Consider the following 26768-nt stretch of genomic DNA (forward strand, 5'->3'; position numbering starts at 1 on the left):
AATCGGCTTCCGGTTTGTAAGTTCTGAGGTTTAAAACCGCACTTCGCTAAATTTGGCTCCCGGCGTCAGTACCTCCAACTTGGCCAAGCGATTGGTTTCCACCCGCTCGGTATCGAGCTGCAAATATTCGCGTTTGTCTGCGGTCGTCACGGTGTCGACAGCTTTGCCTGCCACCACGCTGCCGTCTGTCAGTGTCAGTTTGACGCGGTAGCCGTAGATACAAGCAATTTCCAGGTAATCGTGCAGGTTGCAGGCGATGGGTTGGGTCATGGTTGTAGCGCCTGTTCGCGGAATTCGTTGATGTCGCGATTGTCGACCCGGTCGTAAATGTCCTCCACTTTCAGCGTTAGCCCGATCGAGGTAAACGTCACGTCGTCGCCGAGAAAGTAGTACTCGGACAGCCAGTGGTTGGCGCGGCGCAGGACTTGCACCGAAACGATGTCCGGTTCGATCAGCACGTATTCCTGCAACGACGGCAGGTTGATGTAGCGGATCAGTTTGGTGGTGGTGTCGGTTTTACGGGTGGAGCGGGACAAGACTTCGACAATGATGACCGGCGCCGTCGAAAATAGGTCGTTTCCGGACATTTTGCTGCAATCCACCAGTACGTCCGGGTAGACGTAATCCTTGCCGATCTGCAGTTTGATGTCGGCCATGAACGTCGCGCAGGGCGTACCTTTTAGATGACTTCTGAACTCGCCGAGAATGTTGGCCGCGATGCAATTGTGGTTATAACCGGCACCGGTCATCGCGCGGACCTGGCCGTCGATATACTCGCGCTTGACTTCGGCAGCCGCCTCGCTGACCAGATATTCGTCCTCCGTCAAATAAACATCGGATTGATCGGTGTGGAAAGCCATGATGCGCCCCGCCTAAAACTGTTCAAGGAAATAACCGAATGCCCGGCCGGCAGGCCGAGTGCCGGTATTGTTAGAGATCGGATTGGGAAATACAAGACGCGCCGAACCACGGCAAAGTTAACAAAGCCGGCGAAAAGACCTACTATCCAGGCTATTGCGACTGCCGGGCGGATATCTGCCATGAAAAACCACCACCGATTATTGCTCAGCCTCGGGTTGGGCGCCGCCGCCGGCCTGGCCTGCCACGGTTTTGCCGACCATGCCGGCTTGCAGGCATTCAACCGCTACCTATTGGAACCGGTCGGCCAGATTTTCCTGCGGCTGATCTTCATGATCGTGGTGCCGATGGTGATGAGCGGTTTGATGCTGGGCGTTTACCAGCTCAGCAGCCACCACGGTTTGGCGCGGGTTGCCCAGCGCACTTTGTTATTTACACTGATTGCCAGCTCGGCGTCGGTGGTGATCGGCGTGTCGCTAGTAAATCTGCTGCAGCCGGGCACCGGTCTGGATATTTCGCAACTGCTCGGCGACGAGGCCGGTGTGCACAAGATTCGCCAACACGTGGCGCAAGCCAAGCCGGTGGTGCAATCGTTGCTGGAGATCATCCCGAAAAACCCGTTCAACAGCGCCGTGCAGGCCCTGGACGGCGAAATGCTGTCGTTGATGTTTTTTTCGTTGGCGTTCGGCGCGGCGTTGGCGGCGACGAACGGCGGCAAACCGTCGCGTTGGCTGGAGTTGTTGGAAGAAACTTACGCCGCCTGCCTGCGGATAGTGGACGCGGCGATGCAATTCGCGCCGTGGGCGGTTTTTGCACTGGTGTTTCAATCCACCTTCAAATTCGGCCACCAGATTTTGTTCTCGCTGGGATTCTACGTGCTGGTGGTAGTCGCCGGCCTGCTGTTGCAACAAGGTCTGGTTTATAGCGCAATGTTAAGGCTATTCAGAGGTATCGCGCCCTGGCCATTTTTCCGGCAATGCCGCGACGTGTATTTGTATGCCTTCGCGACTGCGTCGTCCAACGCCACATTGCCGCGCTCATTGGAACTGGCGGAACGGGAATTGAAACTCAGCCCGGAAGTTTCGCGCTTTGTGCTGACGATAGGCTCCACCGCCAACCAGAACGGCACGGCGCTGTTCGAAGGCATTACCGTGTTGTTTCTGGCCCAGGTCTACGGCGTCGATCTATCGCTGACGCAACAGGTGCAGGTGGTATTGATGTCGATCCTGGCCGGCATCGGTACCGCCGGCGTGCCGGGCGGCTCGCTGCCTTTGATCATGATTCTGACCCAACAGGTCGGGATACCGGCCGAAGGCATGGGCCTGATTCTGGGGGTGGACCGCTTTCTGGACATGTGCCGCACCACCTTAAACGTCAGCGGCGATTTGGTCATCGCCGCGCTGGTCGATCAACCGCGGCAAAATTCAAGCTAATGCCGACCGGTTAAGGCAGCGACTCGGCCGGCGGCTGTTGGTTAAACGCCACGACGTCCTCGTTATCGACCTGCTCGTAAATGTCGGCCACGCTCAGGCTAAGATCCAGCGCTGCGAATTCGATCTGGTCGCCCAGATAGTAATAAAACGACTGCCAATGCTGGTTGCGGCGGAATACCTGAATCTCGCCTTTATCCTGCTCGACCAGCACGTATTCCTCCAGCGTCGGCAGGGTCTGGCAGCGCAGACGTTTGGCGGTCTGGTCGAATTTGCGCGTGGTTTTGGACAACACTTCCACGATCACGACCGGCGCGGTTTTGTAGTAGGCGTCCTGCTTGTCTTCGCCGCAAACCACCATCACGTCGGGGTAGAAGAAATCGTCGGCGATGCGCAGTTTCATATCGGACATGAAAGTCTTGCACGGCTTGCCTTTCAGGCCGTTTTTGAACAGATTGAAAATATTACCTTCCAGCAAGTTGTGGTTCTCACTGCCGCCGGTCATCGCATAGACTTCGCCGTCGATGAGCTGGTGGCGGAGCTCGGACTGGCGTTCGCCGGCCAGATAGTGTTCCGGGCTGATGCGGGTTTTGAGTTTGGCAAGGGCCATGGTCGTTCTCTGCTAAGTTGCGGATAGCAATAGTCTACTGCGCTAAGCACCGCCGAGAAAAGCGTGCGCCGGCGGCGTGTGAAATTCTACGCTTGCAGCGCTCTGGCTCGCCCTGTATCGTTCCGGCATCTATCTGTCTTTCGACCGCACATGTCCGATTCCGCCATCCATAAACTGATTCTCGTCGACGGTTCGTCGTTTCTGTTTCGCGCCTTTCACGCTGTACCGCCGCTGACCAACAGTAAAGGCGAACCGACCAACGCCATTTACGGCGTCTCCAACATGCTGCGCAAGCTGATCAACGACTACAACACGCCTTACTTCGCTGTGGTATTCGACGCGCCGGGCAAGACCTTCCGTCACGAGTTGTACGACCAATACAAGGCCCATCGGCCGCCGATGCCGGACGAATTGCGGGTGCAGATTCAACCGCTGCACGACTTGATCCGGTCTTTGGGGTTGCCGCTGATCATCGAACACGGGGTCGAGGCCGACGACGTGCTGGGCAGTCTGGCGCAAAACGCCGCCCGCCAGGGCTTAAATGTCATCATTTCCACCGGCGACAAGGACATGGCGCAATTGGTCAACGAGCAGATCATTCTGGAAAACTCGATGACCGGCGCGGTGATGGACATTGCCGGGGTGCAGGACAAATTCGGCGTCAAACCGGAACAAATCATCGATTATCTGGCTTTGATGGGCGATGCGGTGGACAACATCCCCGGCGTGCCCAAGGTCGGACCGAAAACCGCGGCCAAATGGCTGCAGGAATACGGCACGCTGGACAACCTGATCGCCAGCGCCGACCAAATCAAGGGCAAGATCGGCGACAACCTGCGCGAGGCCCTGGGCCAATTGCCGCTATCGCGGGAACTGACCACGATCAAATGCGACGTGGCCTTGCATTACAGCCTGGACGATCTGAAACGCAAGGAACCGGATATCACCGCGTTGAAGAGCCAGCTGGGTAGCCTGGGTTTCAGCAGTTGGTTGAAAACGCTGAACGGCGATGCTTCAGCGACGGCAGCCGAACCGACCGGACAAGCCGCAGCGCCGAAACCGGCGCCGGTCGCAAAAGATTACCAAACCATCCTCAGCCAAGCCGAATTCGATGCTTGGCTGGCCCGGCTGGAACAAGCCGAGTTGTTCGCGTTCGATACCGAAACCAGCAGCCTGAATTACAGCGAAGCCGAGATCGTCGGCGTTTCGTTTGCGATCGAAGCCGGCCAAGCCGCGTATTTACCGCTGGCGCACGATTATCCGGACGCGCCGGCGCAACTGGATCGGCAGAGCGTGCTGCAGGCCTTGAAACCGTTGCTGGAAAGCCCGGACCGCGCCAAACTCGGCCAAAACCTGAAATACGACGCCCACGTCCTGGCCAACCACGGCATCGCGTTGCGCGGTATCCGCCACGACACGATGCTGCAATCCTACGTGTTGAACAGTACCGCGACCAAACACAATATGGACGACCTGGCCAAGCACTACCTGGGCGTCGATACCATTCATTTCGAGGACGTTTGCGGCAAGGGCGCCAAGCAGATCGGTTTTGCCGAAGTGGCGATCGACCGCGCCACCGAATACGCCGCCGAAGACGCCGACATCACCTTGCGCCTGCATCAAACCCTGTCCGCCGAATTGCAGCAACGGCCCAGTTTGTGGGCCTTGTATAACGATATCGAGCTGCCGCTGGTCAAAGTGCTGGCCAAAATCGAGGAAAACGGCGTGCTGATCGACAGCGACATGCTGGCCCAGCAAAGCCAGGAATTGGCGGACCGGATGATAGGCCTGGAAATCCAGGCCCACGATCTGGCCGGCTCGGCTTTTAACCTGGGTTCGCCGAAGCAGATTCAGGAAATCCTGTACGACCGCTTGAATTTGCCGGTTTTGAAAAAAACCCCGAAAGGCCAGCCGTCGACCGATGAATCGGTATTGCAGGAATTGGCGGTGGATTTTGCGTTACCGCGGCTGATTCTGGAACACCGCGGCTTGAGTAAGTTGAAATCGACGTACACCGACAAACTGCCACAGCAGATCAACCGCAAAACCGGGCGGGTGCATACCTCCTACCACCAAGCGGTGGCTGCGACCGGGCGGTTGTCGTCGACCGACCCCAATCTGCAGAACATTCCGATCCGTAGCGAGGAAGGCCGCAAAATCCGCCAAGCCTTTATCGCCCCGTCCGGCTACAAAATCGTTGCGGCGGATTATTCGCAGATCGAATTGCGGATCATGGCGCATTTATCCGGCGACGCCGGTTTGCTGAAAGCCTTTGCCGCCGGCGAGGACGTGCACCGCGCCACGGCCGCCGAGGTGTTCGAAGTGGCGCCGGATCAGGTCACCCACGATTTGCGCCGCTCGGCCAAGGCGATCAACTTCGGCCTGATTTACGGCATGTCGGCCTTCGGCTTGGCGCAGCAATTGGGCTTGCCGCGCAATCAGGCCCAGTCCTATATCGACCTGTATTTCAGCCGTTACCCCGGCGTCAAGCACTACATGGACAGCACGCGGGAATTGGCCAAGCAGCAAGGCTATGTCGAAACCCTCTTCGGCCGCCGTCTGTATTTGCCGGACATCAACGCCCGCAACGCCGCGCAACGCCAGTACGCGGAACGCACCGCGATCAACGCGCCGATGCAGGGCAGCGCCGCCGACATCATCAAACGGGCGATGATCGCCTGCCACGACTGGATCGAAACCAGCGCCGCCGACCTGAAAATGATCATGCAGGTGCACGACGAACTGGTGTTCGAAGTGGCCGAGCCCATTCTCACGGACAGCATCGCCAAAATCACCGGCATCATGTCCGCTGCCGCCGAGTTGGCCGTGCCCTTGCTGGTGGAAGCCGGCACCGGCGCCAACTGGGACGAAGCGCATTAGGCCGGCAGGCATGAAGTTCAAGTTCTGGGGCGTCAGGGGCTCGATTGCCACGCCGGGGCCGAATACCGTGCGCTACGGCGGCAACACCACCTGCATCGAAATCACCAGCAGCGCCGGCGATCTGATCATTCTCGACGCCGGCACCGGTATCCATGCCCTGGCGCAAACGCTGCTGCACCGGCGCGATCTGACCGCGCATATTCTGATCACCCATACCCACTGGGACCATATCCAGGGCTTGCCGTTTTTCCTGCCGATGTTCCGAGCCGGTAACCGCATCAATATTTACGGCGGCCTGGAACCGGTAACCCATCAGGGCATCGAGCGGGCGATGCGGGTGCAGTTGCAGCACGCCTATTTCCCGATCAGCGAAGCGCAACTGAAGGCCGAGGTGCGTTACACCACGCTGAAAGCCGGGGAGCCGATCCGGATCGGCAGCGTCCGCGTCACGCCCACCGTGCTGAACCATCCGGTGTTCAACTTCGGTTACCGAATCGACGATGACGCCGGCGGTTCCTTGTTTTTCACCGGCGACTACGAGCCGCCGCTGAACCCTTATCCGGAACAGCACCCCGGTTACGAGGCGATGCAGGAATTGATCGATCAGAAGAACGAAGAAGTGATCGGAGCGATGGCCGGCGTCGACGCGCTGATCATCGACAGTTCCTACACCGACGCCGAATATGCCGACCGCCGTGGCTGGGGCCACGGCACCTACCGCTCGGCGCTGGAGATTGCCGCCGAAGCTCGGGTCAAACAACTGTTTTTGACTCACCACGAGCCGACCCGCAGCGACGCCGATCTGGATTCGATTTATGCCCGTCTGTTGCAAGCCGAGCGCTTAGGATTTCCGATCTGGTTGGCGCGGGAAGGCGACCAATATTCGTTGCCTTACCAGCCGGACCAGTCCGGCTAGGGTTCGGCAATCGAAATCAAGGCCGGGATTTATCGCGGATGGTCTGAATGATGCCGGTGGTCGAATGGCCTGCGATGAACGACAGTATCTTCACCTCGCCGCCCGCGGCCAGCACGCTGTCGTGGCCGGCGATGCTGGTGATGTCGCTATAGTCGCCGCCTTTGACCAGAATGTCGGGCAGTAACTGGTCGATGACGGCTTTAGGCGTGTCTTCCGCGAACGCCACTACCCAGTCCACGCATTCCAGCGCCGCCAGCATTTCCATCCGGTGTGCCAAATCGTTGACCGGGCGTTCCGGGCCTTTCAGACGCTTGACCGAATCGTCGCTGTTGACCAGCACCACCAGGCGGTCGCCCAGGGTTTTGGCTTGCTGCAAGTAACGGACGTGGCCGGGGTGGAGGATGTCGAAACAGCCGTTGGTGGCGACGATTTTTTCGCCGTTCTGTTTGGCGGCGGCGCGTTCCTTGAGCAGTTCCGGCAAGGTGCAGACGCCTTTGTGGCGCGCCCGCGGGCCTTGCAGCGCGGCGGCCAGTTCGTCGGTATCGACCGTGGCGGTACCCATTTTTCCGACCACGATGCCGGCACCGATGTTGGCCAGTTGGGTGGCTTCGGCCAGCGGTTTTTTTGCCGCCAGGCTGGCGGCCAGCACCGAAATCACGGTGTCGCCGGCGCCGGTGACGTCGAATACCTCGCGGGCATGGGTCGGCAAATGCAGCGGTTCGGCATCCTTGCAGAGCAGGCTCATGCCGTGCTCGCCGCGGGTGACCAGCAACGCATCCAGTGCGAGGGTATCGATCAGATTCAGGCCGCGTTCGACGATTTGCGCCTCGTTGCTGCAACGGCCGACCACGGCCTCGAATTCGCCCAGGTTCGGCGTGATCAAGGTCGCATTGCGGTAAATCGAAAAGTCGCTGCCTTTCGGATCGACCAGCACCGGCTTTTTCAGTTGCCGGGCCAGCGTAATAAATTGCTGCACTTGGTTTAAGGTGCCTTTGCCGTAATCGGACAGTACCGCCACCTGCGATTGCATCAGTTCGGCATGGTAAAGGTGCAGCAACGGCTCGCTGTCGATTTGCTGAAAGCCGTCTTCGAAATCGAGCCGGATCAGTTGTTGATGGCGGCTCATCACCCGCAGTTTGGTGATGGTCGGATAATTCGGTATTGCCTGGAACAGGCATAACACCCCGGCGTCCTTCAGTAATTTTTCCAGCGCGTTTGCCGCCTGATCTTCGCCGGTAAAACCCAGCACCGAGACTTTGGCGCCCAGGGCGGCAATGTTCAGCGCCACGTTGCCGGCGCCGCCGGCGCGGAATTCGTCCTGTTTGACATGCACTACCGGCACCGGCGCTTCCGGAGAAATACGCGAGGTCGGGCCGTGCCAGTAGCGGTCCAGCATCAGGTCGCCGACCACCAGCACCCGAGCGTTGGAATAGTTGGGTAATTGCATGGCTGTGTGAAGTTATCCGTGATTCGAAGGGTGCTATTATAGCCGCAACCCATTGCGATACAGGTGCGAAGCATGAGCGTGAAAATCTACCACAACCCGCGTTGCGGCAAATCCCGCGACACTTTGAAACTGTTGGAAGCCAACAATATTCAGCCCGAGATCGTCGAATATTTGAAAACCCCGCCGACCGCCGCCGAATTGCAGGATATTTTGCACAAGCTGGGGCTGAAACCGCGCGAGTTGATGCGTACCAAGGAACCCGAATACAAGGAAAACGGCTTGGACGACAAGTCCCTGAGCGACGCCGAGTTGATCGAAGCCATGGTCAGAATTCCGAAACTGATCGAGCGACCCATCGTATTGAAGGACGGCAAAGCCGCCGTCGGCCGTCCGCCCGAAGCTGTTTTGGGTATCCTGTGATGGCGAAAATCCTGGTCCTGTATTACAGCCGCGACGGCGGCACGGCGCGGATGGCGCAGCACATTGCCCGCGGCGTCGAGTCGGTGGCCGGAGCCGAAGCGCTGCTGCGCACGGTACCGGAAGTATCGGCGGTATCGGAAAAAGTCGCCGACAGCATTCCCGACAGCGGCGCGCCCTACGCATCGTTGAACGATCTGGAAAATTGCGACGGCCTGGCGCTGGGCAGCCCGACCCATTTCGGCAATATGGCGGCGGCGTTGAAGTATTTCCTGGATAGTTCGACGCCGCTGTGGTTTTCCGGCGCCTTGTCCGGCAAACCAGCCGGCGTGTTCACCTCAACCGGCAGCATGCACGGCGGCCACGAAACCACGCTGCTGTCGATGATGTTGCCGTTGATGCACCACGGCATGTTATTGCTGAGCCTGCCCTGCAACGAAATCGCGCTGCGGGAAACGGTCAGCGGCGGCACGCCTTACGGTCCCAGCCATTGCTCCGAAGCCGATGCCGAACTGACCGAGCACGAAAAGCGCTTGTGCTGGGTACTGGGTGAGCGTCTGGCGAGGGCGGCGCTGGCGTTGAAAGGCGCTTTCTAATTTGCCGGCCCGTTTCGATACTCGATTACTTTCGTCTGAAAACAAAAAATACCGGTTTTTTGTATCTCTGCAGAGTCGGCAAATTAGGGTTGACACGGTCCATAAATAGACTTATTTTTACATAAAGTTCAAATGAGTTGTATGGAGGGCTTATGTTATCGACCGCACAAGCAACATTACCGGCCGACAGTGCCGTCGTGGCGGGCGCCGCATTACGCACCTTTTTCAATATTGCCGACGTCTGGCGGCTAAATGCCGAGCAAGCCATGAAGTTGCTGGGGCTGGATTCGCGCAGCACCTATTTCAAATGGAAAAAAAGTCCGGAAAGCGCCAGCCTGAATCCGGACAAGCTGGAGCGGTTGTCTTACATTTTCGGTATCTATAAAGCCCTGCAAATTCTGCTGCCGCAAGCCGAAGCCGCCGACGCCTGGTTGCAGCAAGCCAATCAGGCCGCGCCGTTTTCCGGGCAAAGCGCGTTGCAGCGCATGTTGTCGGGCCGGGTCGCCGATTTATACGTGGTACGCCAATATCTGGACGCCCAGTGCGGTTGGGCATGAAATCGATCGCAACGGCGCGGATCGACTGGCGGCCGTGTTGGCGCTTGGTACCAAGCCGGTTTCCGCCGACCGGATTGTTCGACCGGGTGGCCGATCCGGCCGATCTGGAAGTGGTGTTCGCGATCGAAGCCTTGACCAACGACCGTCTGCGCGACGAGGCCGGCGAAATTCGGTTGGTGGCGGCGGCAGATAGAATCTCCGGCCCCGGTACCACGCCGATCATGGCCGCTTTCACCCATTTGAATCCGGAAGGCAGCCGCTTCTCCGACGGCAGTTTCGGCGTCTATTACGCGGCCAAGGATATCGATACCGCAATCGCCGAGACCGCTTTCCATCGCGCCCGCTTCTTGGCGGCGACCCGGCAAGCGCCAATCGAGATCGACATGCGTTCTTACGCCTCGGACCTGGACGCCGAACTGCACGACATCCGCGCTAAACAAACCGAACTGCCGGATATTTACGCTAGCGATACCGGGCATTACGCCGCGGCACAGGCCTTGGCCAAGCAACTGCGCGCTGACGGTTCGAATGGGATTGCCTATTCCAGCGTACGCAACGCCGGCGGCGAATGCGTCGCCGTGTTCAAACCGCGCTGGTTGTCTCCGGTGAAACAGGGGGCGCATTATTGTTACGTCTGGGACGGCAACCGGATCAGCGCCATGTATAAAAAAGAACTTTACCGCTCCGGCGTTTGACCCAATCAACCCGTATGCTCGATCTAACCGTTCCCAGCCCCGCCAACGATTTTCATAGCCGGCATATCGGCTTGGTATTGGACAGCTACCGGGAATTGCTCGGCACGCCGCTGCTGCAGCCGCGGCCAGGCCAGTCCTTGGGCGAGGCCGCCTTTCACGCCGAATTGGCGCTGCTGTCGCATACTGCCGATGCCGATCCGCTATTCAACTACGCCAACCGCCAAGCCCTGGCGCTGTTCGAATTCGAGTGGCAGGAGTTGGTCGGCCTGCCGTCGCGGTATTCGGCGGAACCGGTTAACCGCGCAGAACGCGAGCGCTTGTTGGCGCAAGTCTCCAGCCGCGGCTATATCGACGACTATTCCGGCGTGCGCATCGCCAAGTCCGGCAAGCGTTTTTTGATCGAGCATGCCGTGGTTTGGAATGTTTACGACCAGTGGCGACGCTATTACGGTCAGGCCGCTTGTTTTAGCGATTGGCGCTTGTTACCCTGACGCGCCTGCCTGAATTTCGAAAAACCTGCGGAGACTATTATGTTGAAAACCTTGCTCAAACATGGCGGCCGCATCGCGTGCGGTTTGACCATCGCCGCCGCTGCACCGGCGCTGGCCGACGAAGTCGGTTGCGTGACTACGGCCTGGAAGTTGATCGGCGCCAATCATAAAGTCTGCGTCGACGTATTCGAAGATCCGAAGATTCCGAACGTGATTTGCCATATCAGCCAGGCCAGAACCGGCGGCATCTCCGGCGGCTTGGGGCTGGCGGAAGACCCGTCGCAGTTTTCGCTGGCTTGCCGCCAGATCGGCCCGATTGCGTTGCCGGCCAAATTGCCCGACGAAGAAACCGTCTTTTCGGAAAGCACGTCGTTATTGTTCAAATCCACCAACATTACCCGGTTGTGGGACGCCAAACACAACACGCTGGTCTATCTGGCGATCAGCCGCAAGGTGATCGAAGGCGCGCCGGCCAACAGCGTATCGACCGTACCGGTCATGCCGTGGGGTAAGTAAGCCGAGGTTCAACCCGGCGGCGGGACCTCGACGGTTGGGTCGGCGCCCGGCTTGATCCATTTCAGCAATGCTTGGTAAAGAGTGGCCGGCAGAATCGGTTTGCCGATGAAATCATTCATGCCGGCTGCGGCGCACAGTTGCTGGTCGCCGGGCATGACGTTGGCGGTCATCGCAATGACCGGAATATCGCCGCAGCCCGCTATTTGCCTGAGCAGCCGGGTAGCCTGGTAACCGTCCATGACCGGCATCTGCACATCCATCAGTACGCAGTCGTAGCGGTTGTCTTGCAGTTTTTGCAACGCAATTTCGCCGTTCTCGGCGACATCGACCTGAATTTGCGCCTGTTCCAATAATTCGACCGCGACGATGCGGTTGATTTCGTTATCTTCCGCCAGCAATACCCGGCTACCGTATAGTGGCCGCAACAAGTCCGGATCGAAACCGTTGCGGTGGCGGCGCATCTGGAAATTGCGGATCGTGGCCAGATCGGTGACGCCGAGCAGCACATCGAAGGTAAATGTCGAACCGATCGTGGGCTGGCTGTCGACCCGGATGCTGCCTTGCATCTGTTCGATCAATTGCTTGGAAATAATCAGGCCCAAACCGGTGCCGCCGTAATTGCGGGTGACGCTGCTGTCGCCCTGACTGAAGGCCTGGAACAGCTTGTTTTGTTGCTCGGCGCTAATGCCGATACCGGTATCGCTGATGGCAAATTGCAGGCGTACCGTTGCCGCATCGCGCTCTAGTTCGGTGACGGCAACCCGGACTTCGCCGCGTTCGGTAAACTTGATTGCGTTCCCGACCAGATTGATGAAAATTTGCCGCAAACGCTGCGGGTCGCCGATCACGGCATGGTAGGCGTCGGTTTGTTCGGGCCGGATCAGGCGGATGCCTTTCTTGGCGCTGAGCTGCAACATGGTCGAGAACACGTGCTCCAGCGTCTCTTCCAATAAAAACGGAATCGTCTCCATCTGCATCTTGCCGGCTTCCATTTTGGAAAAGTCCAAAATGTCGTCGATCAGAGTCATCAGCGAATGGGCCGAAGATTCGACCCGCAGCAAGTACTCGCGCTGTTTAACGCTCAGTGCGCTGTTCAGACACAACTCGACCAGGCCGACGATCGCGTTCATCGGCGTGCGGATTTCGTGGCTCATATTCGCCAGGAACTGGCTTTTGGCCTGATTGGCCGATTCGGCGTCCAGCTTGGCGGCTTCCAGTTCCCGGGTACGGGTTTGGACCTGGATTTCCAGATCGGCTTCGTGGGCTTCGGTCTGGGCCAGCATGTTGTTGAAGGCCTCGGCCAGATCGCTGATTTCGTCGTTGCCGGCATAGGCCGAGCGCCGGCTGTAGTCCTGGTCCTGTTCGATCTGCCGGGCCGTTTCCGCCAGCTGTAGGATCGGCCGCAGAAACGAACGTTGCAGGCGTCGCACGTACAAGCCGACCACGCTCAATGCGATCAGGATAATGCTGGCGTTTAACACGGCGTTGAATAGCAGCGTGTGGTAGCTCTGTTTCAGACTGGCTTCCAGCGCGATATAACCGACCACCTGCTGGTTCTTGTGCAGAATGGGCTGGGTGATGGAGCGGGTTTTGGCGATTTGCTGCGGCCACCAGTCGTGCCAGGCCGAAGCCGGCTTGCGGTAACTGACCAGGATTTTGCCGGCGGTGTTCTGAATTTGGCCGGAAATGATGTCGGGGTCGTGTGCCAGTGCGTCCAGAATTTCTTGCGCGGTCTGGGCGTCGTCGAACAGCAGCGCGAAGCTGCTGTTTTGGCCGATCATGTTGGCAGTGAGCCGTAACTTGTAGCCGATGGCCTGCTGTAACGCCCCGTACTCGCGAATGGTCAGCGACACGGTCGCTACCATCAGACTCAGCATCACCATCAGGCGCAGAATATTGCCGAGCTTGCGGCTGATGGAGATTCGCGGTTGAGTCGAGGCTGTCATTCGATTAGTTCGGCCATCCGAAGCAATTTGGAGCTCAATTTTAAGTGGGCGGAATTTACCGGCGCTAAATTTACCACCAGTTTCAGTTTGTTGTCGCGCAAGCTGAATTGCACCATACCGCCGGCCGCGGCGAATCCTTCGCTGTCGCCGACCAGCAACACGTGCCTGGCCTGGGCTTGCGCGGCGACTTCCGCGGTCAGCAAGTCTTTTTCGGCCAGGAACAAAATGCTGCAGCTATCGATATCGGGACCGGGTTCGAGATCGACATGTACCGGCGCGCCGTCGATGGTTTGCCCTTCCAAAATCGGCAGAAATTTCCGTAACGGGCTGGAGCCGCGCAAACAGATGACGATGGGCCGGGCGTCCGGCCAGCGGGTCAATTCGGCGAAATGAAACAAATAGGCGGTTTTTAGTTGGTATTCGCGTTCGGCAGGACCTAATTCCGCCGCCTGGCCGCCCGTAACCGGCAGCCAAACGCAGAGGTTGAGTAGCATATATAGACAAAGGCGCATCGTCTTACTCAACCTAGAACCGCCAGGACAGTTGGGCAAAATAACCGCGTTGAATCTGGCTGGAGACCGGAATGTACACCACGTCGTTGAATTCCGGACGCTGCCCGTCCAGCAGATTTTGCCCGACCAGCGACAGTTCCAGATTCTTGGCCGGCCGCCAACCCAGCCGCAGATCCAGCGAAATGTAGTCCGGAATCCGGACTTGGTTGACGCTGATGCGGTCCACGTAACGCGCCCAGGCGTCCAGTTCGATATCGTCGGTCAGGTCCAGCATCGAGCGTAGCGACAAACTATGCTGCGGATTGACTTTTTCCTCGGCCAAGGGGTCCAGAAACCAGGGCTGCCGGCTGTCGGCGTCGTTGTCGAAGCGGATGCCGGTATAGGAGGCTTGCAGGCGCCACTCGTGGCTGACCCGGTAGTTGGCGGCCAGTTCCAGGCCGTAACTTTTCATTTGCCGGTAGTTGCCGACGCTGAGGTCGAGAATCGGCAGCGGAAAACCCGGCGCTTGAGCATTGGCGGTAAAACCGCTGGCCTTGACGCCTTGAATCCGGTCGTAAATGTTGTAAAACACGGTGCTGTCCAGATCCAGCCGGCTGTTGACTTGCCAGCGCCAGCCCAGCTCGTAAGCCACCACGTTTTCGGTGCGCATGTCCTGATTGGCGTCGGCCAGAAAAAATAAGGACTGTTGGCCGGGGACCGGCAAAAATAGCCGAATACTTTGCTGGGCGCGGTTGGGTAATGCCACGGCCCGGGAGACTCCGGCCCACAGCCGATGGTTTTTGTGCGGGGTCCAGATCAGCCGGGCGTTGGGTTCGGTTTCCCAACCGGTGTAAGTGAAGTGTTCGACCCGGTTACCCAGCGTCAATTGCAGATTGTCCAGCAGATCGATGTTGTCCTGGGCAAACAGGCCGATATTGTGCTGGGTAAAGCGGTCCGGCTCGAAACCCAGCGTCAGCGTATTGTCGAAACGGTCGTCGATGATCTGGTAATTCAGGCCCCACAGCAAATGGTGGTTGCCGAACAGAGGCTGGCTATGCTGAATGTCCAGGTTGTAATGCGAGCGGCTCATCCGGTTGGTGGCCATTTGCCAGTCGGTCTGGGTAAAAGCCATGTTCACCCGCAGTTCCCGCTCGCCGTCGAACTGGTGGGTCCAGTTGCCTTGCAGGCTGCCGGATACACCGTCCTTGCCGAAGTCGTCCTGGCGCCAGTAAGGCGGCGTAGCCGACGACACCCCGGTCAAAAAACCGTGCAGCCGGTAGCGGGTGGCGGTGGCTTCCAGCATCAGTTGATCGCGTTCGGTCAATTGGCTGTCCAGGCGGAAATTGGCGGTTTCGGCGTTGCCGGTATCGTGGGTATTGTGCAGGCCGGCCATATCCACGCTGGCGTCGCGCACCAGCGCATTGATGGAGCCGCGCAGATAAGTCGAATCGGACAGCTTTTGCCCGTAACGGACGCCGCCGAAGCCGCGCTCCTCGGTGCCGCCCCCGGCGGTCAGCAAGCCGCCCTCGGTGTCGGCCGCCGAGCGGGTGACGATATTGATCGCGCCGTTCACCGCATTCGCGCCCCACAGGCTGCCGCTGGGGCCGCGCAGCACTTCGATCCGCTCGATGTTTTGCAACAGCGGAATATGCTGGCCCCAGTAAACGCCGCTGATCAGCGGATCGTAAATGCTGCGGCCGTCTATCATGACCTGCAGTTTGTTGGCGTAGAGATCGTTGAAGCCGCGGGCGCTAACGCCCCAATTCCAGCTGTTGACGCGGGCCACGGCCATACCCGGCGCCATCCGCAACAGTTCCGGCAGGCTGGTGGCGCCGGAACGGCGAATATCTTCGGCGCTGATCACAAACGCCGCGGCTGGCGTGTCTTTGACGGTTTGCGCTTGGCGGGCCAGACCGGATACTTTCAGTTCGGTCAGTTCGTCCCAACTCAAGGACAGCAATTCGCTGGTGCTGTCCAGTGCGTCCGCGTCGTCGTCGGCGGCCATCGCCAGTTGCGCCGATAGCAGCGTCAGGCACAGGCCGGCGAATTGGCGAATCAGGCGAGTTGAGGCCATGGAATGGGATGAAGGCAAAAGTTGTCCCGCATTATAAGTGAGTCGCGGCCACAGGCAACGCGACTATGGTACGAACGACGTCGGACTATCCGGTCAAAACAGCGCCGAAATCGCCGCGCATTCGTCGGCGTCCAGCGTAAACTCGAAAATCGCCAAATCCTCGGCCATATGCGCTGCGGAGCAGGTCCCGGTCAGCGGAACGACACCGTGTTGGCGCAGATAACGGAAAAATATTTGCGCCGGCGTCCGGCCGCGTGCGCCGGCTGCAGCGGTTACTGCCGGATGCGCCAGCACCCGCGGGTTGGCAGTCAAGGTCCAAAAACTTTGGTAGACGATCTGCCGCTGCCGGCAGAAAGCGCGAATTTGTTTGTCGTAGCCGGTGTCGGCATAGAACCGGTTTTGCACCACGGCCGGCTTGATTTCGGCGGTTTGGTACAAATATTCGAACAGAGCAAAATCGTAGCAATTGCTGATGCCCAACTGCTTCACCTTGCCGGCCCCGGCCAGGGTTTCCATGGCTTGCCAGACCTCCAGCAACTGCTTGCGGTCGGCCAGCGGCGAGTGCAACACCAGGCCGTCCAGATAATCGGTCTGCAGATTGCGTTGCGAAACCGCGAACGATTGCGCGACTTGGTCCGCCAGACCGGCGCTCGGGTCGTACGGAATTCGTAGCGGATCGTGGCCGTTCAACGGCGTGAATTTGGTTTGCAAGTAAAGCTCGGCGCGGGTAAGCCCTGATTTAGCGCAGGCGGCGGCAATGCCTGCCCCGACGCCGGCTTCGTCGTAGTGCTTGGGCTGGCAGGCCGTGTCGATGCCGCGAAACCCAGCGGCAATCGCTTGCTCGACCAGTTCGGCCGTGCGTTCCTGTTTCCAGGCCGTGCCGTAAATGATGCCCGGCATGCGCACGCCGGCGGCGGAAACTACAAAAGCGTGGTCTGGCATGAGCGGCTCCCGAAAAAAGCTTGATCTTCGGCGATCGGCGTCGGGCCGTCAATTGCCGGCGTATTCGACGCCAAAACCGCGCCCATGCTAGGTAAAGAACTGCCGCCAGATGTGTTCAGACCAGGCCAGCGATGATGTCAGTTTTTGGGGGATGAAATGATGCAATCGACCCGTTGCGGCCAATCACTCAACCTGATTCAATGGCAGCAATCTCTTAGTCACTAGCGGTGTTCACTGTCACCTATGATATCCAGAAAGGAAAATCACACGGTGACTAGCATTTGTCGTGTAGAAGTGTGTTAGCTGTAAAATAAGCGCCTAGCAAAAAGTTAACGTGTATTGCGAGCCAAACCCGTGACCAATTTCGTCAATGGCTTGCTCAAGTTCATCCGGCGTAAATGTCTTGAATGGCAGCCATTCATATTTCATTTTATGCCACAGCAATTCAATCCGGTTCAGCTCGGGACTGTAGGGTGGCAGGAAATAAAATCGCATCCCTTTTTCTTCCAACAAATCCCAATAAGGTTTCAGTTTCTTGGCAGTATGAATGGATGCATTATCCAAAATCACTACCAAGGGTTTGCTGACGCGGTCGATCAACGCCATCAGAAAGCCAAAGAACCATAGACCATTTACGCTTTGCCACAGTTTAGCCAGTATTAATCGGCCGGATGACAGCATGGCACCGATCACATTCAAGCGTAGTGCACGCTTAGCAGTAATGGCATGGACTTCTCCGCTTTTTGTCCAAGCTGAACGATTCGGTGGTTGTGGCGCAAACCCCGCTTCGTCCACATAGGCCAATTCAATTTCACCAGCTTGAGCTTGCTTAATCAGTTCAGCGATGTCTTGTCGGGCCTGCTCGAAGCGCTCGGGATCGCGCTTTTTTTTAAACTGTAACGAGTGCGTTTCCACACATAGCCCATGCGTTTTAACTCGTTCCGCAAGGTGCCAGCACTAATCGTTACTCCGCACTCCGTCGTTAGACGACTAACCAATACCCGGCAGTTCAAAGGTTCCGCATCGATCCATTCCTTGAGTTGGCTTCGATGCGCGTCAGTCAACTTGCTCGGCGCACCACTACGCGGTTGATCCGGTAAGCTGTTTAGTCCGTTTCTCCACCACTTTCGTCGCCGCTCGCGGACTGCTTCCGGCTTCACCCCCTGATGCTCTGCAATAGCAACGACTGTTTGACCCTCGGATAACATCAAAATGGTTTCCGCACGCTCCCGTTCTCGCCAATCACTCCCTTTCTTGATGATTAGCTGTAGTTGCTCTCGTTCGCTTTCTCTCAATTCTATGGGCCTTACCCGCATTCCGTCGCCACCACCGTATCTAAAACCCTGCTATTTTACTGCATGCCTATTTGTTGTTAAGCGCTTATAGAGATTATGCTACATGAAAATTTACAGCCATATTGATAATTAAAAAAATTCATTGGGACGCAGCGGGATTTTACTGAAATCAAGCCATCATTAAGACTCAAAAACGTCGCCATTCCGCCCCTCAATGTTCGCCGGTCTCGCTTTAAAAATCACGTAATGGATTATTTGAAATAAAATCAAGAGGTACCTAATGCTAAAAGATGAATCCTATATTACCAAACCGTCATCAGCTACAAAGGCATTTGACGATCTATTGGATAATCTATGTAATTGCAGGGTCGTTATTCCTTTTTCCGGGATAATTCAAAAAATTTGCGAAGAGCAATTAACTGGTGTTGTGTATGCATTTATCAGGCACAAAAAATTACTTGAAACAAAAGGAAAGCTTGAGCATGGAGATTATCTGATCTTCCGAAGATTTTCATTTGGAGTCAAAAATGGTAGTTCTTTTATTTTAAAAGATCTACCAGATGACGAGCAAGTAACGTTAATAACAGATAATTATTCAAATTTAAATACGCTTGAATCAGATTACGTTAAATTAATTTATAGCGACGAATATAAAGGCGTCGCCAATACGCTGTTGAGTATTTTGCATAGTTTTTTTGTAACATCAGAAATGGATAAGTTCTTACTTCGATCTGCTATAAAACTAATTGAAAATGAATATGGGCCACATAATAACTACAATATCAGATTTGATCAACTCTTAGAAATTAATGCCAAAAGATTTGGAATTATGACTGCTTTTGCAAAGAAAAATGAAAGTGGTAAATCTGTGGTTTTTTTCTCTAACATTGACGAGGACTTATTGATAAATAGCAGAAATCTAATTAATGTTATTGATGTCACCATATCAGAAGGACAGTCAAATAGTGATGAAGCTATTGTGCGTAACAAAACCTATAGCCTAAGAACATTGCCATTAAGGTTTGGGAATGAAAATCATATTGGCGGATGCCTAATACTTATCTCGTCCAAGAATGGAATCCCAGTTTTTGCTGTTAAAACAAACGAATTAGTTGTAGATCATTTTAATGAGCAGCGTGTTATTGGCATTAGAATGCAATTTCAGGCGGAGTTACAGCAAAAAATTATTCAAGGAACCTCTAAAAAGCAAACAGACTTAATGACTAATCAAAATAATGAGAATCAACCATCTAATTTTTTTGATCTCGTTACTGCTGGCTTAATAAAAACCACTCACGCCCATAGTGTTACCATTAGGACATATAAGTCTTTTAAAGGTGTTCTTGAGTTAGTATCTTATGCAGACATATTAGAAGAGCGTAATGATTCAGAAATAATCTGTTGCGCAAATAAGCCAGAATATATATCTGGGTTAACATTCGACCCTAAAGAAAGCGTTGTTGGATTTTGTTATCAAAACACGGAAGACAAAGGTCATGTCTACCTCCGCGACGTAGATGATATTCCTGTGGAATACAAAAACAAGGGGCTTCTGAAATCCAGGAAATGCCGAACTTCCACAAAGTCTGAGCTATGTGTACCTATTGTTACTAAAAGGATGAGATTTGGGGTTATCAATCTAGAGGCGCCTTTTAATTCTGCATTCGAGCTTGATATAGAATATGTAAAAAATATTTCTTTTTTAGTGACCCAGTATCTTGAATTACTTCATTCTTCTGATGATAACTGGTGGCTTTCTCAGTTATCGTTCACACATCTTGCGACTCACGAATTGAAAGACTTTACGAATTTGCTTAATTCGACACAACAAGAAAGGCTTTCCAAGATCTTGTACTTTCTATCTCCCGACAATATTTTTAGCTATAAGAGCGACTTAAAGTGGGGTACGTTATTTCAAGATATTGAATCGTATCATCGAAGATTAACGAGGTGCTCATTAAATCAAATATGGACGATTTCCGGAATTGACCCAGATTGGCAGATTAGCTCAAGATTGCTAAATTCGCTTCGGCTGATCATTCTATCAATTCTAAATAATACAAAACATTCAGTATATGAAAGTAATAGAATAGTGCTGGAGTACTGTCAGGATGATATAAGGCTACCAGAATATAGGATAACTTATTACTCAAAGGTTTCATATATCGATCCGGAAAGATTATTAACCTTATTCAATGAGCCAACAGTTAGCGATGGTTGGCACTTTGGTCTATTTCTAATCGGTGTCCATACGCGACTTCTGGGAGGACAAATCGAGATTGATCCAGACTGTATGAAAGACGTAGACTTTTCTCCATTCACCTACAGAATTAGACTACCGAAGGATGATTATGAAACCGCTTGATATAGTTTTCTTTGATGATGACATCTCTCAATTAAACAGCTTTAGCAAGACATTAACGGCTATCTTTGACGAATATAATGTAGAAACAAAAACAGAATTGTATCAGCTTAAACAAATCCCCATAGACGAACAGCTTGCCAAAATCGCTCGTTATTTAGTGAATCGCGATAAAAGGCCTCACATCGTTATTGCAGATAATTTAATCCATCAAATTGGAGGTGCAGGCCAACGACTCATAGCAACACTTAAGCGCAGATTGCCGGACACTGTTTTTTGCCTGCTTACGAGAGAGAGTTTGAGCTCTGATAAATTTGGGCTTTTTTTTCCAAACCCTGATATGGTTATTTCAAAAGTCTATCTTCGAGCAGGAAGCGGCGCAGATGCTTACCGTAAATACATCGGGAGCACAATATTAGGCCTATTGCGTAGAACACCTAGATTTGCTTTCGAATGGGAAAGAAATATTCAGGATGTTTTTAAATCCATCCAAGATGAACGAGGTAAAAAGATAAAGATAGCAGAAGTAAATTCTGTAATCGAGCAAGTACTTTTTGACGGAAGCTTTTCTAAACCAGAAGAGGTACTGAGGATTTTTGAAGTAAGGGGGGGTAGAAGTGGTTCAATAGTATTAGGGTGTAGAATAGAAGGCCGTGTTCAAAATCCTATAACAGGAATATTGAAAATTTCAACGGCATCTAAAGCGAAACAAGAACTTGATAATTATCATAGTTATGTTAAATGGACTTTGCCGTATACATGGCGGGTTGATGTAATTGGAGAGGGGTTTTCAGAGAGTATTGGCGGTGTGTGTTACTCCTTTGCGTTTGAGGGGCAAGATAAGGTAGCACCAATATCTGCGTCCAATTTATTGCAAACAGGAGACTCAAAAATAATTAATGATATTTGTTGTTCCATTTTAAGTCCTGACAAAAAAACATGGTATAGCGAACTTAGAGCTTCAAAAAAGGATATATCTGCATACTTTTCATCATCTCCTTATTTCTCTACTTCTCAACAATTAGATGATAGAGAAAGTAAATTTATAAGCTTATTTGAAAAATATTTCCCGGACGATTTTGTTGCACGGGATAGCACATTAACATTTTGCGGATATGAGATTAGAAGACCTCATCAACTAATCTTAACCGAAGACTGGGGGTGTGTTGAAGAATGTATTTGCCACGGGGACATGCATGGTGGCAACATATTAGTCCAGCCTCGGAACCGCGCAATTGTGTTTATAGATTTTCAGAATACTGGGTATCATCATATATTCAAGGATTTTATTTCGCTTGAAAGCAGCATTAGAATTGACTGGCCAAATACTTTGAATAATTCCATCAAAGAAGTTATTGAGGACGAGATCAAGCTTGCTCTATACACACAAGATAGCTATAAAGAAGAATATTTAAATATGTGCAGCGTTATCCGAGATTCCGCTTTTAGTAATTTCCCAATTGACGGTCGGCCATCTCGGCTTAACACATATTTGGTTGCGGCATACATCCAATATTGCTGGCTTGCGACTAGGTTTGAGTGGACTGACGATGCAGTCAAGCGATTGCTCCTTGGAGCTTTTGCTTCGATTGTCGGTCTTGAACGGACAAAAGGTATGCCTTAAAAACGGTAAACTGGTAAAGTCACAAGTCCATAAGGTGCGCAAATTATAGGGTGCTACCGTCGGCGCACCGTTCGCGATTGTTGCGCCTCGCATGGCTCGGCACGACCTATAGGTGGTCGCACCTTTTTGGGATTACAGCTAGCGGGCGGCTATAGATCTATCAGCAGACCTTCGTCCAGAAAAACCATCTGTCTGCTTATGGCCGAGGCTGTGTAAAAACTCAAAGATAAAATACAAAAATAAAGAATTGCCCCACTTTGCCGGTTATTTTGCGGGTATATGAAATGAATTATTTCCACACAGTCATAAAATGGCGGAAATAAATCGACTTATTTTTCCACCGGCTTTTAGATTTTTATGTTTTTACACAGCCTTGGCCGTTTGGGCGAGGTCACCAACGACTGCTTTGTAGTCCTCCAGTTCGCAGAATCAGGATTTGCCTGACTGGCCGGTTTGGAGAAGCGCGACAGGCCGTTTTGGGTCGCCTGGCGACCGTCTTCTCTTCAGACTCATCGCCGGAAAGCGGTCATTCAAATCCGATCCCCGAAAGCGGCCAGTCGTCACTGAGTGCAGCCGACCCTTTGCCGCCTAGCGCTTCATGTGATTCAATGACGGCAAACTTATCCTTACCGGCCATTTATACTTCTCACCGATGATATACAGGATTTTCTAATTACTAGTTAGGTATTTATGATTCGCAAGGCTTATAAGGAAATATATTGAAAGCCATTAATATTTTATCCATGGTGCAAGGGAAATTGGCCGCTCGTCGCCACTGGCAATGTTGAAATTGGAACCGGTGGCGGATCTCATTGGAATCCGTACTTCCCTGCCATCTACCAGCTCCGCCCGGCGATGCACTGCGAAAAGTGTGCGCCAGCCAGCGCGGTGCTGCACTCGGTTTTTACATTTTCCCCTACGCCCAGTATGCTTTAGACCGTAACGGTTACGGAGCGTGCACAATGGCGCCGGCAAGTTTCGCCTATTTTCCCTCGATAGAGTTAGCCGCCATCGAAAGTCGGTTGGCGGAGTGGCGCGCGCTTTTTCCGGAAATGGGCGTGCTGGCCTTGTTGCCCGAAGCCGAAAAGGCGTCGATTCCGGCGTTGCAGGCCTTGTGCAACCGTGGCGGGCTGACGTTGTGCGGCGCGATGTTTCCGCAATTGATCTACGGTACCGGCTTTCGCAGCAGCGGTGTTTGTTTGTTGCGGTTCGACCGGATGCCCTACGCGGCCCTGTTCGACGTTGCCCGGCAGGATGCCATCGGTGCGGCCGAGGCCGCCGAGACCATAGCCGGCCATGTCGGCCGCCATCTGGAGGACGAGGTGCCGGCCACGCTGTTTTTAATGCCGGATGCGCTGCTGCCGAATATCGGCTCCCTGCTCGACGAGCTGTATCTGCGCCTGGCCAATCGGGTGCATTACGCCGGCGTCAACGCCGGTAGCGAGACTTTTCAAGCCATGCCCTGCCTGTTCGACAACCAGCGGATTATCGGCAACGGCGTGTTGGCGCTGTTGCTGAAGCCGCATGACGGGGCGGTGTTGGAGCACGGTTACCGCAGCGAAGCCGAAACCTTGCCGGCGACGTCCACCGACCGCAACCGGATCATACATATCGACTGGCGCCCGGCGTTTGAGGTATATCAGGAACTGGTGCGAGCCAAGTTCGGCGTTGAGATTACCCGCGATAACTTTTACCAATACGCGGTGCATTTTCCGTTCGGCATACTCAGGGCCAACCACACCACCGTGGTGCGGATTCCGGTCATGCTCGACGCCGATAACGCGCTGTATTGCATCGGCGAAGTACCGCCGCATTCGATGTTGGCCTTATTGGATGCGCCGCAAGTCGATTCGCCTGACACTTTGCAAAGCTTGCACGGCGGTCTTTCCAAACTCAGCGGCGATCCGGCCGGCCGCGAACTGCTGCTGTTTTATTGCGCCGGTCGGCGCCAACATCTCGGCGCAGCCAGCGCCGGCGAAGAATTGGCTATTTTTCAGAATTTGAGCCATGCGTCGGCAATCGCCGGCGGCCTGGCACTGGGCGAAATCGGCGACACCACGCTGTGGGGTTACCCTCTGTTCCATAATGCGACCGTCGTTACCGCCGCCTGGACCAATCCCACATGAGGCACGACGACGTCATTCCGGTTTTGTACGAAATGGCGATGACGATCGGTGGCGAGATCAGTTTGAAGCCGCTGCTGACCCGCACCCTGCAACGCCTGTTGTATTTCACGTCGTTTCCGGCCGGTTTCATCTGCCTGGATTTGTCCCCGAGCGCAACCGCCGGCAGCACTTGTCTGGATGCGGCGCTGTTGGCCGCGATCGGCGATTTTCAACTGATTAAACACATTGGCGAGACCATATCGTTGCCCGCAGACCTGGCGCTGGGGCCGGCGGCGCGGGAAGACGACCGGGCCGCACTATTTTCCGGATTGCCGGTGAGTCCGGACCGTTACCGGGCATTTTTGCGCTTGCCGATAACCGATATCGGCGTCGTGATTCTGATGGCACCGATCATGCCGGAAACCCATCTGCCGCTGACGCGGATGTTCGAGCCGATCATGGCGCATTTGGCCAGGGCGATATTGCTCTGCCGCCATTACGACCGGCATACCTCGCAACTGATCGCCGACAAACGCCAAGCCGACCAACGCGCCGATTTTCTGGCTTTGCACGACAGTTTGACTGCCCTGCCCAACCGGGTGTTGCTGCTCGACCGAATCCAGCAAGCGATGGCGATGGCCAGCCACAACGGCCAATACGGTGCGTTGTTGACGCTGAACCTCGACCATTTCAAGCAATTGAACGACATATACGGTTACGAGACTTGCGACAAGATCCTGGTCGAAACCGCGCGCCGGCTGGAGTATTGCGTGCGGGAGGGCGATACCGTGGCCCGTTTCGGCGGCGACGAATTCGTTTTGTTGCTGTGGCCGTTGTCGGTATCGAAGCAGGAAGCGGCGATTCAGGCCGAAGCCATTGCCCACAAGGCGCAGCAGGCGCTGCTAACGCCATACCAATGCGACTCGCGCGGTTTGCTGGCGACCTTCAGCATCGGCATCAGCCTGTTTCGGGCTCACGGCGACAGTCTGGAAAGTCTGCTGAAAAATGCCGAAACCTCGTTGTACCAAGCCAAAACCGCTGGCCGCAATACGATCCGCTTCTTCGATCCCGGAATTCAGGCGGCGATGATGCAGCGCTTGGAACTGGAAGCGGACTTGCTGGCGGCGATTCGCGGCAACCAACTGGAGCTGTATTACCAAGTCCAAGCCGACGACCGGAATCGGGCGACCGGCGCCGAAGCCTTGATCCGCTGGCACCATCCGCGGCGCGGCATGATATCTCCGGCCGTATTCATTCCGTTGGCGGAAGAAAACGGATCGATTATCGAAATGGGCGATTGGGTGTTGACCGAGGCCTGCCGCCGGCTCCTTGCCTGGCAAGCCGATCCCGTGCTCGGCCGGCTGGCGTTGGCGGTCAACGTCAGTGCGATTCAATTTCAACAACACGACTTCACCGCCAAGGTCGGCGCGCTGTTGGCCGACTATCCGTCGGTCTCGCAACGCTTGAAGCTGGAACTCACCGAAAGCGTGTTGCTGAACCGAGCCGAGGATGCGATCGATAAAATCCAGTTGCTGAAGAATCAGGGTATCCGCTTTTCGCTGGACGATTTCGGCACCGGTTATTCGTCGTTGGGCTATTTGAAGCGCTTGCCGCTGGACCAATTGAAAATCGACCAAAGTTTCGTCCGCGATATCGCCAGCGACCCGAGTGCCGCGGCAATCACCCAAACCATCATCGCGATGGCGCAAACCCTGGGCCTGGAAGTCATCGCCGAAGGCCTGGAAACTCCGGAACAGCTGGCGCTACTCAGCCGTTTCGGCTGCCGCCATTACCAGGGTTACCTGCTGAGCCGGCCGTTGCCGGTCGCCGAATTCGAGGCCTTGCTGGCCGGCGGCAGCCCTTGGTTAAACCCGGCCGGAGCGGGATGAGGCCAAACCCCGCCGCCGACTAAACCGGGGTCAAGCCATTGGGCCGGTGGGCTTGGCTTTAACCCGCCCGGACGCGGCTTTATGTTTCCGGCGACAACGCCGAGCCGGTTTCGGTATAGTGCCCTTGAATTTTTGCCGGATGACGACGATGAAAAAACTGTTGCTGACCCTGCTTGCCATTGCGTTGATTATCGAGGAATGGCTGTGGGATTTCCTGTCGGCTTGCGGCCACTATCTGGCGCTGTGGTTGCGGCTGGAACGGGTTGAAGTTTGGCTGAGCCGAACCTCGCCGCCGATGGCCTTGCTGGCGATTACGGTACCATTAATGATCGTGACGCCGATCAATCTCGCCGCGTTGTCGCTGCTGGTGCACGGCTTGCTGCTGCAAGGGATCTTGCTGGAAGTGTTCGCCAAACTGCTCGGCACCTTACTGGTGGCACGGGTGTTCAACCTGACCAAACCGCAACTGCTGACGTTTCGGCCAATCGCTTTTATCTACCACACCATTAGCGCTTGGTTGAGCTGGGCGCATGCCAAAATCGCCGATACCGCAATTTACCGCTTCGCCAAACAATTGAAAGCGGATGTCAAAGCCAAAGTCAAAGCCTGGCTGGCTTGATCGAAGGG

General features: G+C 54.9%; 24 protein-coding genes. 14 read left to right on the forward strand and 10 right to left on the reverse strand.

Annotated features, from left to right (window positions below; all coding sequences use genetic code 11):
* Positions 1-30: 30 nt before the first annotated feature.
* Together ACH518_RS04950 and ACH518_RS04955 are read right to left on the reverse strand one after the other, a co-directional pair.
* Entirely contained in the window at positions 31-270 is a 240-nt protein-coding gene (locus ACH518_RS04950) for a Rho-binding antiterminator (protein ID WP_445372091.1), read from the reverse strand.
* Positions 267-860: a Uma2 family endonuclease gene (locus ACH518_RS04955; protein WP_445372092.1), complete on the reverse strand. Its 594-nt coding sequence runs from the start codon at positions 858-860 to the stop codon at positions 267-269. Before ACH518_RS04955 ends, ACH518_RS04950 begins: the two co-directional genes overlap by 4 nt.
* A 180-nt stretch (positions 861-1040) precedes the next feature.
* On the opposite strand from ACH518_RS04955, the gene ACH518_RS04960 reads away from it, so the two are divergent.
* Entirely contained in the window at positions 1041-2291 is a 1251-nt protein-coding gene (locus ACH518_RS04960; protein WP_445372093.1) for a dicarboxylate/amino acid:cation symporter, read from the forward strand.
* A 10-nt stretch (positions 2292-2301) separates the two neighbouring features.
* On the opposite strand, the gene ACH518_RS04965 is transcribed toward ACH518_RS04960, so the two are convergent.
* Positions 2302-2898, reverse strand: a complete 597-nt coding sequence (locus ACH518_RS04965; RefSeq protein WP_445372094.1) for a Uma2 family endonuclease — start codon at positions 2896-2898, stop codon at positions 2302-2304.
* A gap of 150 nt (positions 2899-3048) precedes the next feature.
* On the opposite strand from ACH518_RS04965, the gene polA reads away from it, so the two are divergent.
* Positions 3049-5778, forward strand: a complete 2730-nt coding sequence (polA, locus tag ACH518_RS04970) for a DNA polymerase I (RefSeq protein ID WP_445372095.1) — start codon at positions 3049-3051, stop codon at positions 5776-5778.
* 10 nt (positions 5779-5788) lie between these two features.
* On the forward strand, positions 5789-6694 hold the full coding sequence (locus tag ACH518_RS04975; protein WP_445372096.1) for an MBL fold metallo-hydrolase: 906 nt from the start codon (positions 5789-5791) through the stop codon (positions 6692-6694).
* 16 nt (positions 6695-6710) lie between these two features.
* Here the strand turns inward: ACH518_RS04975 and hldE are convergent, their stop codons facing one another.
* On the reverse strand, positions 6711-8141 hold the full coding sequence (gene hldE, locus ACH518_RS04980) for a bifunctional D-glycero-beta-D-manno-heptose-7-phosphate kinase/D-glycero-beta-D-manno-heptose 1-phosphate adenylyltransferase HldE (protein ID WP_278209973.1): 1431 nt from the start codon (positions 8139-8141) through the stop codon (positions 6711-6713).
* A 72-nt stretch (positions 8142-8213) separates the two neighbouring features.
* Here hldE and arsC point away from each other — a divergent pair, with 72 nt between their 5' ends.
* The 6 genes from arsC (at position 8214) to ACH518_RS05010 (ending at position 11413) form a co-directional block, all read left to right on the forward strand.
* Entirely contained in the window at positions 8214-8561 is a 348-nt protein-coding gene (gene arsC / locus ACH518_RS04985; RefSeq protein WP_140913210.1) for an arsenate reductase (glutaredoxin), read from the forward strand.
* A complete protein-coding gene (wrbA, locus tag ACH518_RS04990) occupies positions 8561-9154 on the forward strand; it encodes an NAD(P)H:quinone oxidoreductase (RefSeq protein WP_445372097.1) in 594 nt (197 codons plus the stop codon). Before arsC ends, wrbA begins: the two co-directional genes overlap by 1 nt.
* 152 nt (positions 9155-9306) lie before the next feature.
* Positions 9307-9711 carry an MbcA/ParS/Xre antitoxin family protein gene (locus tag ACH518_RS04995; RefSeq protein WP_445372098.1) on the forward strand — a complete coding sequence of 135 codons (405 nt, stop codon included), beginning with the start codon at positions 9307-9309 and terminating at the stop codon, positions 9709-9711.
* Positions 9708-10406, forward strand: coding sequence for an RES family NAD+ phosphorylase (locus tag ACH518_RS05000; RefSeq protein ID WP_445372099.1), 699 nt, complete (start codon positions 9708-9710; stop codon positions 10404-10406). Before ACH518_RS04995 ends, ACH518_RS05000 begins: the two co-directional genes overlap by 4 nt.
* Before the next feature lie 14 nt (positions 10407-10420).
* A complete protein-coding gene (locus ACH518_RS05005) occupies positions 10421-10897 on the forward strand; it encodes an MEKHLA domain-containing protein (protein ID WP_445372100.1) in 477 nt (158 codons plus the stop codon).
* Between the two features lie 39 nt (positions 10898-10936).
* Positions 10937-11413, forward strand: a complete 477-nt coding sequence (locus ACH518_RS05010) for a CreA family protein (RefSeq protein ID WP_140913204.1) — start codon at positions 10937-10939, stop codon at positions 11411-11413.
* Between the two features lie 8 nt (positions 11414-11421).
* Here the strand turns inward: ACH518_RS05010 and ACH518_RS05015 are convergent, their stop codons facing one another.
* The 6 genes from ACH518_RS05015 to ACH518_RS05040 form a co-directional block, all read right to left on the reverse strand.
* Complete coding sequence (locus ACH518_RS05015; protein ID WP_278209966.1) at positions 11422-13359, reverse strand: ATP-binding protein; 1938 nt, start codon at positions 13357-13359, stop codon at positions 11422-11424.
* On the reverse strand, positions 13356-13871 hold the full coding sequence (locus ACH518_RS05020) for a YfiR family protein (RefSeq protein ID WP_445372101.1): 516 nt from the start codon (positions 13869-13871) through the stop codon (positions 13356-13358). The genes ACH518_RS05015 and ACH518_RS05020 overlap by 4 nt, the downstream gene beginning before the upstream one ends.
* Positions 13872-13884: 13 nt before the next feature.
* Positions 13885-15924 carry a TonB-dependent receptor plug domain-containing protein gene (locus ACH518_RS05025; RefSeq protein WP_445372102.1) on the reverse strand — a complete coding sequence of 680 codons (2040 nt, stop codon included), beginning with the start codon at positions 15922-15924 and terminating at the stop codon, positions 13885-13887.
* A gap of 93 nt (positions 15925-16017) precedes the next feature.
* The gene (locus ACH518_RS05030; protein WP_445372103.1) at positions 16018-16866 is read right to left on the reverse strand and encodes an aldo/keto reductase family protein; all 849 of its coding nucleotides are present in this window, start codon (positions 16864-16866) and stop codon (positions 16018-16020) included.
* A 318-nt stretch (positions 16867-17184) separates the two neighbouring features.
* Positions 17185-17781, reverse strand: coding sequence for an IS630 family transposase (locus ACH518_RS05035; protein WP_445370166.1), 597 nt, complete (start codon positions 17779-17781; stop codon positions 17185-17187).
* Entirely contained in the window at positions 17700-18182 is a 483-nt protein-coding gene (locus ACH518_RS05040; protein WP_445370167.1) for a helix-turn-helix domain-containing protein, read from the reverse strand. The genes ACH518_RS05035 and ACH518_RS05040 overlap by 82 nt, the downstream gene beginning before the upstream one ends.
* A 259-nt stretch (positions 18183-18441) precedes the next feature.
* Here ACH518_RS05040 and ACH518_RS05045 point away from each other — a divergent pair, with 259 nt between their 5' ends.
* From ACH518_RS05045 to ACH518_RS05065, 5 genes are all read left to right on the forward strand, one after another.
* Positions 18442-20526, forward strand: coding sequence for a hypothetical protein (locus ACH518_RS05045; protein ID WP_445372104.1), 2085 nt, complete (start codon positions 18442-18444; stop codon positions 20524-20526).
* Positions 20513-22147 (forward strand): aminoglycoside phosphotransferase family protein, encoded by a 1635-nt coding sequence (locus tag ACH518_RS05050; protein WP_445372105.1) that lies wholly within the window; start codon positions 20513-20515, stop codon positions 22145-22147. Before ACH518_RS05045 ends, ACH518_RS05050 begins: the two co-directional genes overlap by 14 nt.
* Positions 22148-23109: 962 nt before the next feature.
* Positions 23110-24273 (forward strand): FIST signal transduction protein, encoded by a 1164-nt coding sequence (locus ACH518_RS05055; RefSeq protein WP_445372106.1) that lies wholly within the window; start codon positions 23110-23112, stop codon positions 24271-24273.
* Positions 24270-26141 (forward strand): putative bifunctional diguanylate cyclase/phosphodiesterase, encoded by a 1872-nt coding sequence (locus ACH518_RS05060; RefSeq protein ID WP_445372107.1) that lies wholly within the window; start codon positions 24270-24272, stop codon positions 26139-26141. Before ACH518_RS05055 ends, ACH518_RS05060 begins: the two co-directional genes overlap by 4 nt.
* Before the next feature lie 148 nt (positions 26142-26289).
* Positions 26290-26760: a hypothetical protein gene (locus ACH518_RS05065; RefSeq protein ID WP_445372108.1), complete on the forward strand. Its 471-nt coding sequence runs from the start codon at positions 26290-26292 to the stop codon at positions 26758-26760.
* Positions 26761-26768: the final 8 nt, after the last annotated feature.

It is taken from the genome of Methylomonas sp. HW2-6 (genome assembly GCF_052474525.1).

Coding starts and splice junctions, on each gene's coding strand:
- ACH518_RS04950 (WP_445372091.1), bottom strand. CDS start 270: ATGACCCAACCCATCGCCTGCAACCTGCACGATTACCTGGAAATTGCT.
- ACH518_RS04955 (WP_445372092.1), bottom strand. CDS start 860: ATGGCTTTCCACACCGATCAATCCGATGTTTATTTGACGGAGGACGAA.
- ACH518_RS04960 (WP_445372093.1), top strand. CDS start 1,041: ATGAAAAACCACCACCGATTATTGCTCAGCCTCGGGTTGGGCGCCGCC.
- ACH518_RS04965 (WP_445372094.1), bottom strand. CDS start 2,898: ATGGCCCTTGCCAAACTCAAAACCCGCATCAGCCCGGAACACTATCTG.
- polA (WP_445372095.1), top strand. CDS start 3,049: ATGTCCGATTCCGCCATCCATAAACTGATTCTCGTCGACGGTTCGTCG.
- ACH518_RS04975 (WP_445372096.1), top strand. CDS start 5,789: ATGAAGTTCAAGTTCTGGGGCGTCAGGGGCTCGATTGCCACGCCGGGG.
- hldE (WP_278209973.1), bottom strand. CDS start 8,141: ATGCAATTACCCAACTATTCCAACGCTCGGGTGCTGGTGGTCGGCGAC.
- arsC (WP_140913210.1), top strand. CDS start 8,214: ATGAGCGTGAAAATCTACCACAACCCGCGTTGCGGCAAATCCCGCGAC.
- wrbA (WP_445372097.1), top strand. CDS start 8,561: ATGGCGAAAATCCTGGTCCTGTATTACAGCCGCGACGGCGGCACGGCG.
- ACH518_RS04995 (WP_445372098.1), top strand. CDS start 9,307: ATGTTATCGACCGCACAAGCAACATTACCGGCCGACAGTGCCGTCGTG.
- ACH518_RS05000 (WP_445372099.1), top strand. CDS start 9,708: ATGAAATCGATCGCAACGGCGCGGATCGACTGGCGGCCGTGTTGGCGC.
- ACH518_RS05005 (WP_445372100.1), top strand. CDS start 10,421: ATGCTCGATCTAACCGTTCCCAGCCCCGCCAACGATTTTCATAGCCGG.
- ACH518_RS05010 (WP_140913204.1), top strand. CDS start 10,937: ATGTTGAAAACCTTGCTCAAACATGGCGGCCGCATCGCGTGCGGTTTG.
- ACH518_RS05015 (WP_278209966.1), bottom strand. CDS start 13,359: ATGACAGCCTCGACTCAACCGCGAATCTCCATCAGCCGCAAGCTCGGC.
- ACH518_RS05020 (WP_445372101.1), bottom strand. CDS start 13,871: ATGCGCCTTTGTCTATATATGCTACTCAACCTCTGCGTTTGGCTGCCG.
- ACH518_RS05025 (WP_445372102.1), bottom strand. CDS start 15,924: ATGGCCTCAACTCGCCTGATTCGCCAATTCGCCGGCCTGTGCCTGACG.
- ACH518_RS05030 (WP_445372103.1), bottom strand. CDS start 16,866: ATGCCAGACCACGCTTTTGTAGTTTCCGCCGCCGGCGTGCGCATGCCG.
- ACH518_RS05040 (WP_445370167.1), bottom strand. CDS start 18,182: ATGCGGGTAAGGCCCATAGAATTGAGAGAAAGCGAACGAGAGCAACTA.
- ACH518_RS05045 (WP_445372104.1), top strand. CDS start 18,442: ATGCTAAAAGATGAATCCTATATTACCAAACCGTCATCAGCTACAAAG.
- ACH518_RS05050 (WP_445372105.1), top strand. CDS start 20,513: ATGAAACCGCTTGATATAGTTTTCTTTGATGATGACATCTCTCAATTA.
- ACH518_RS05055 (WP_445372106.1), top strand. CDS start 23,110: ATGGCGCCGGCAAGTTTCGCCTATTTTCCCTCGATAGAGTTAGCCGCC.
- ACH518_RS05060 (WP_445372107.1), top strand. CDS start 24,270: ATGAGGCACGACGACGTCATTCCGGTTTTGTACGAAATGGCGATGACG.
- ACH518_RS05065 (WP_445372108.1), top strand. CDS start 26,290: ATGAAAAAACTGTTGCTGACCCTGCTTGCCATTGCGTTGATTATCGAG.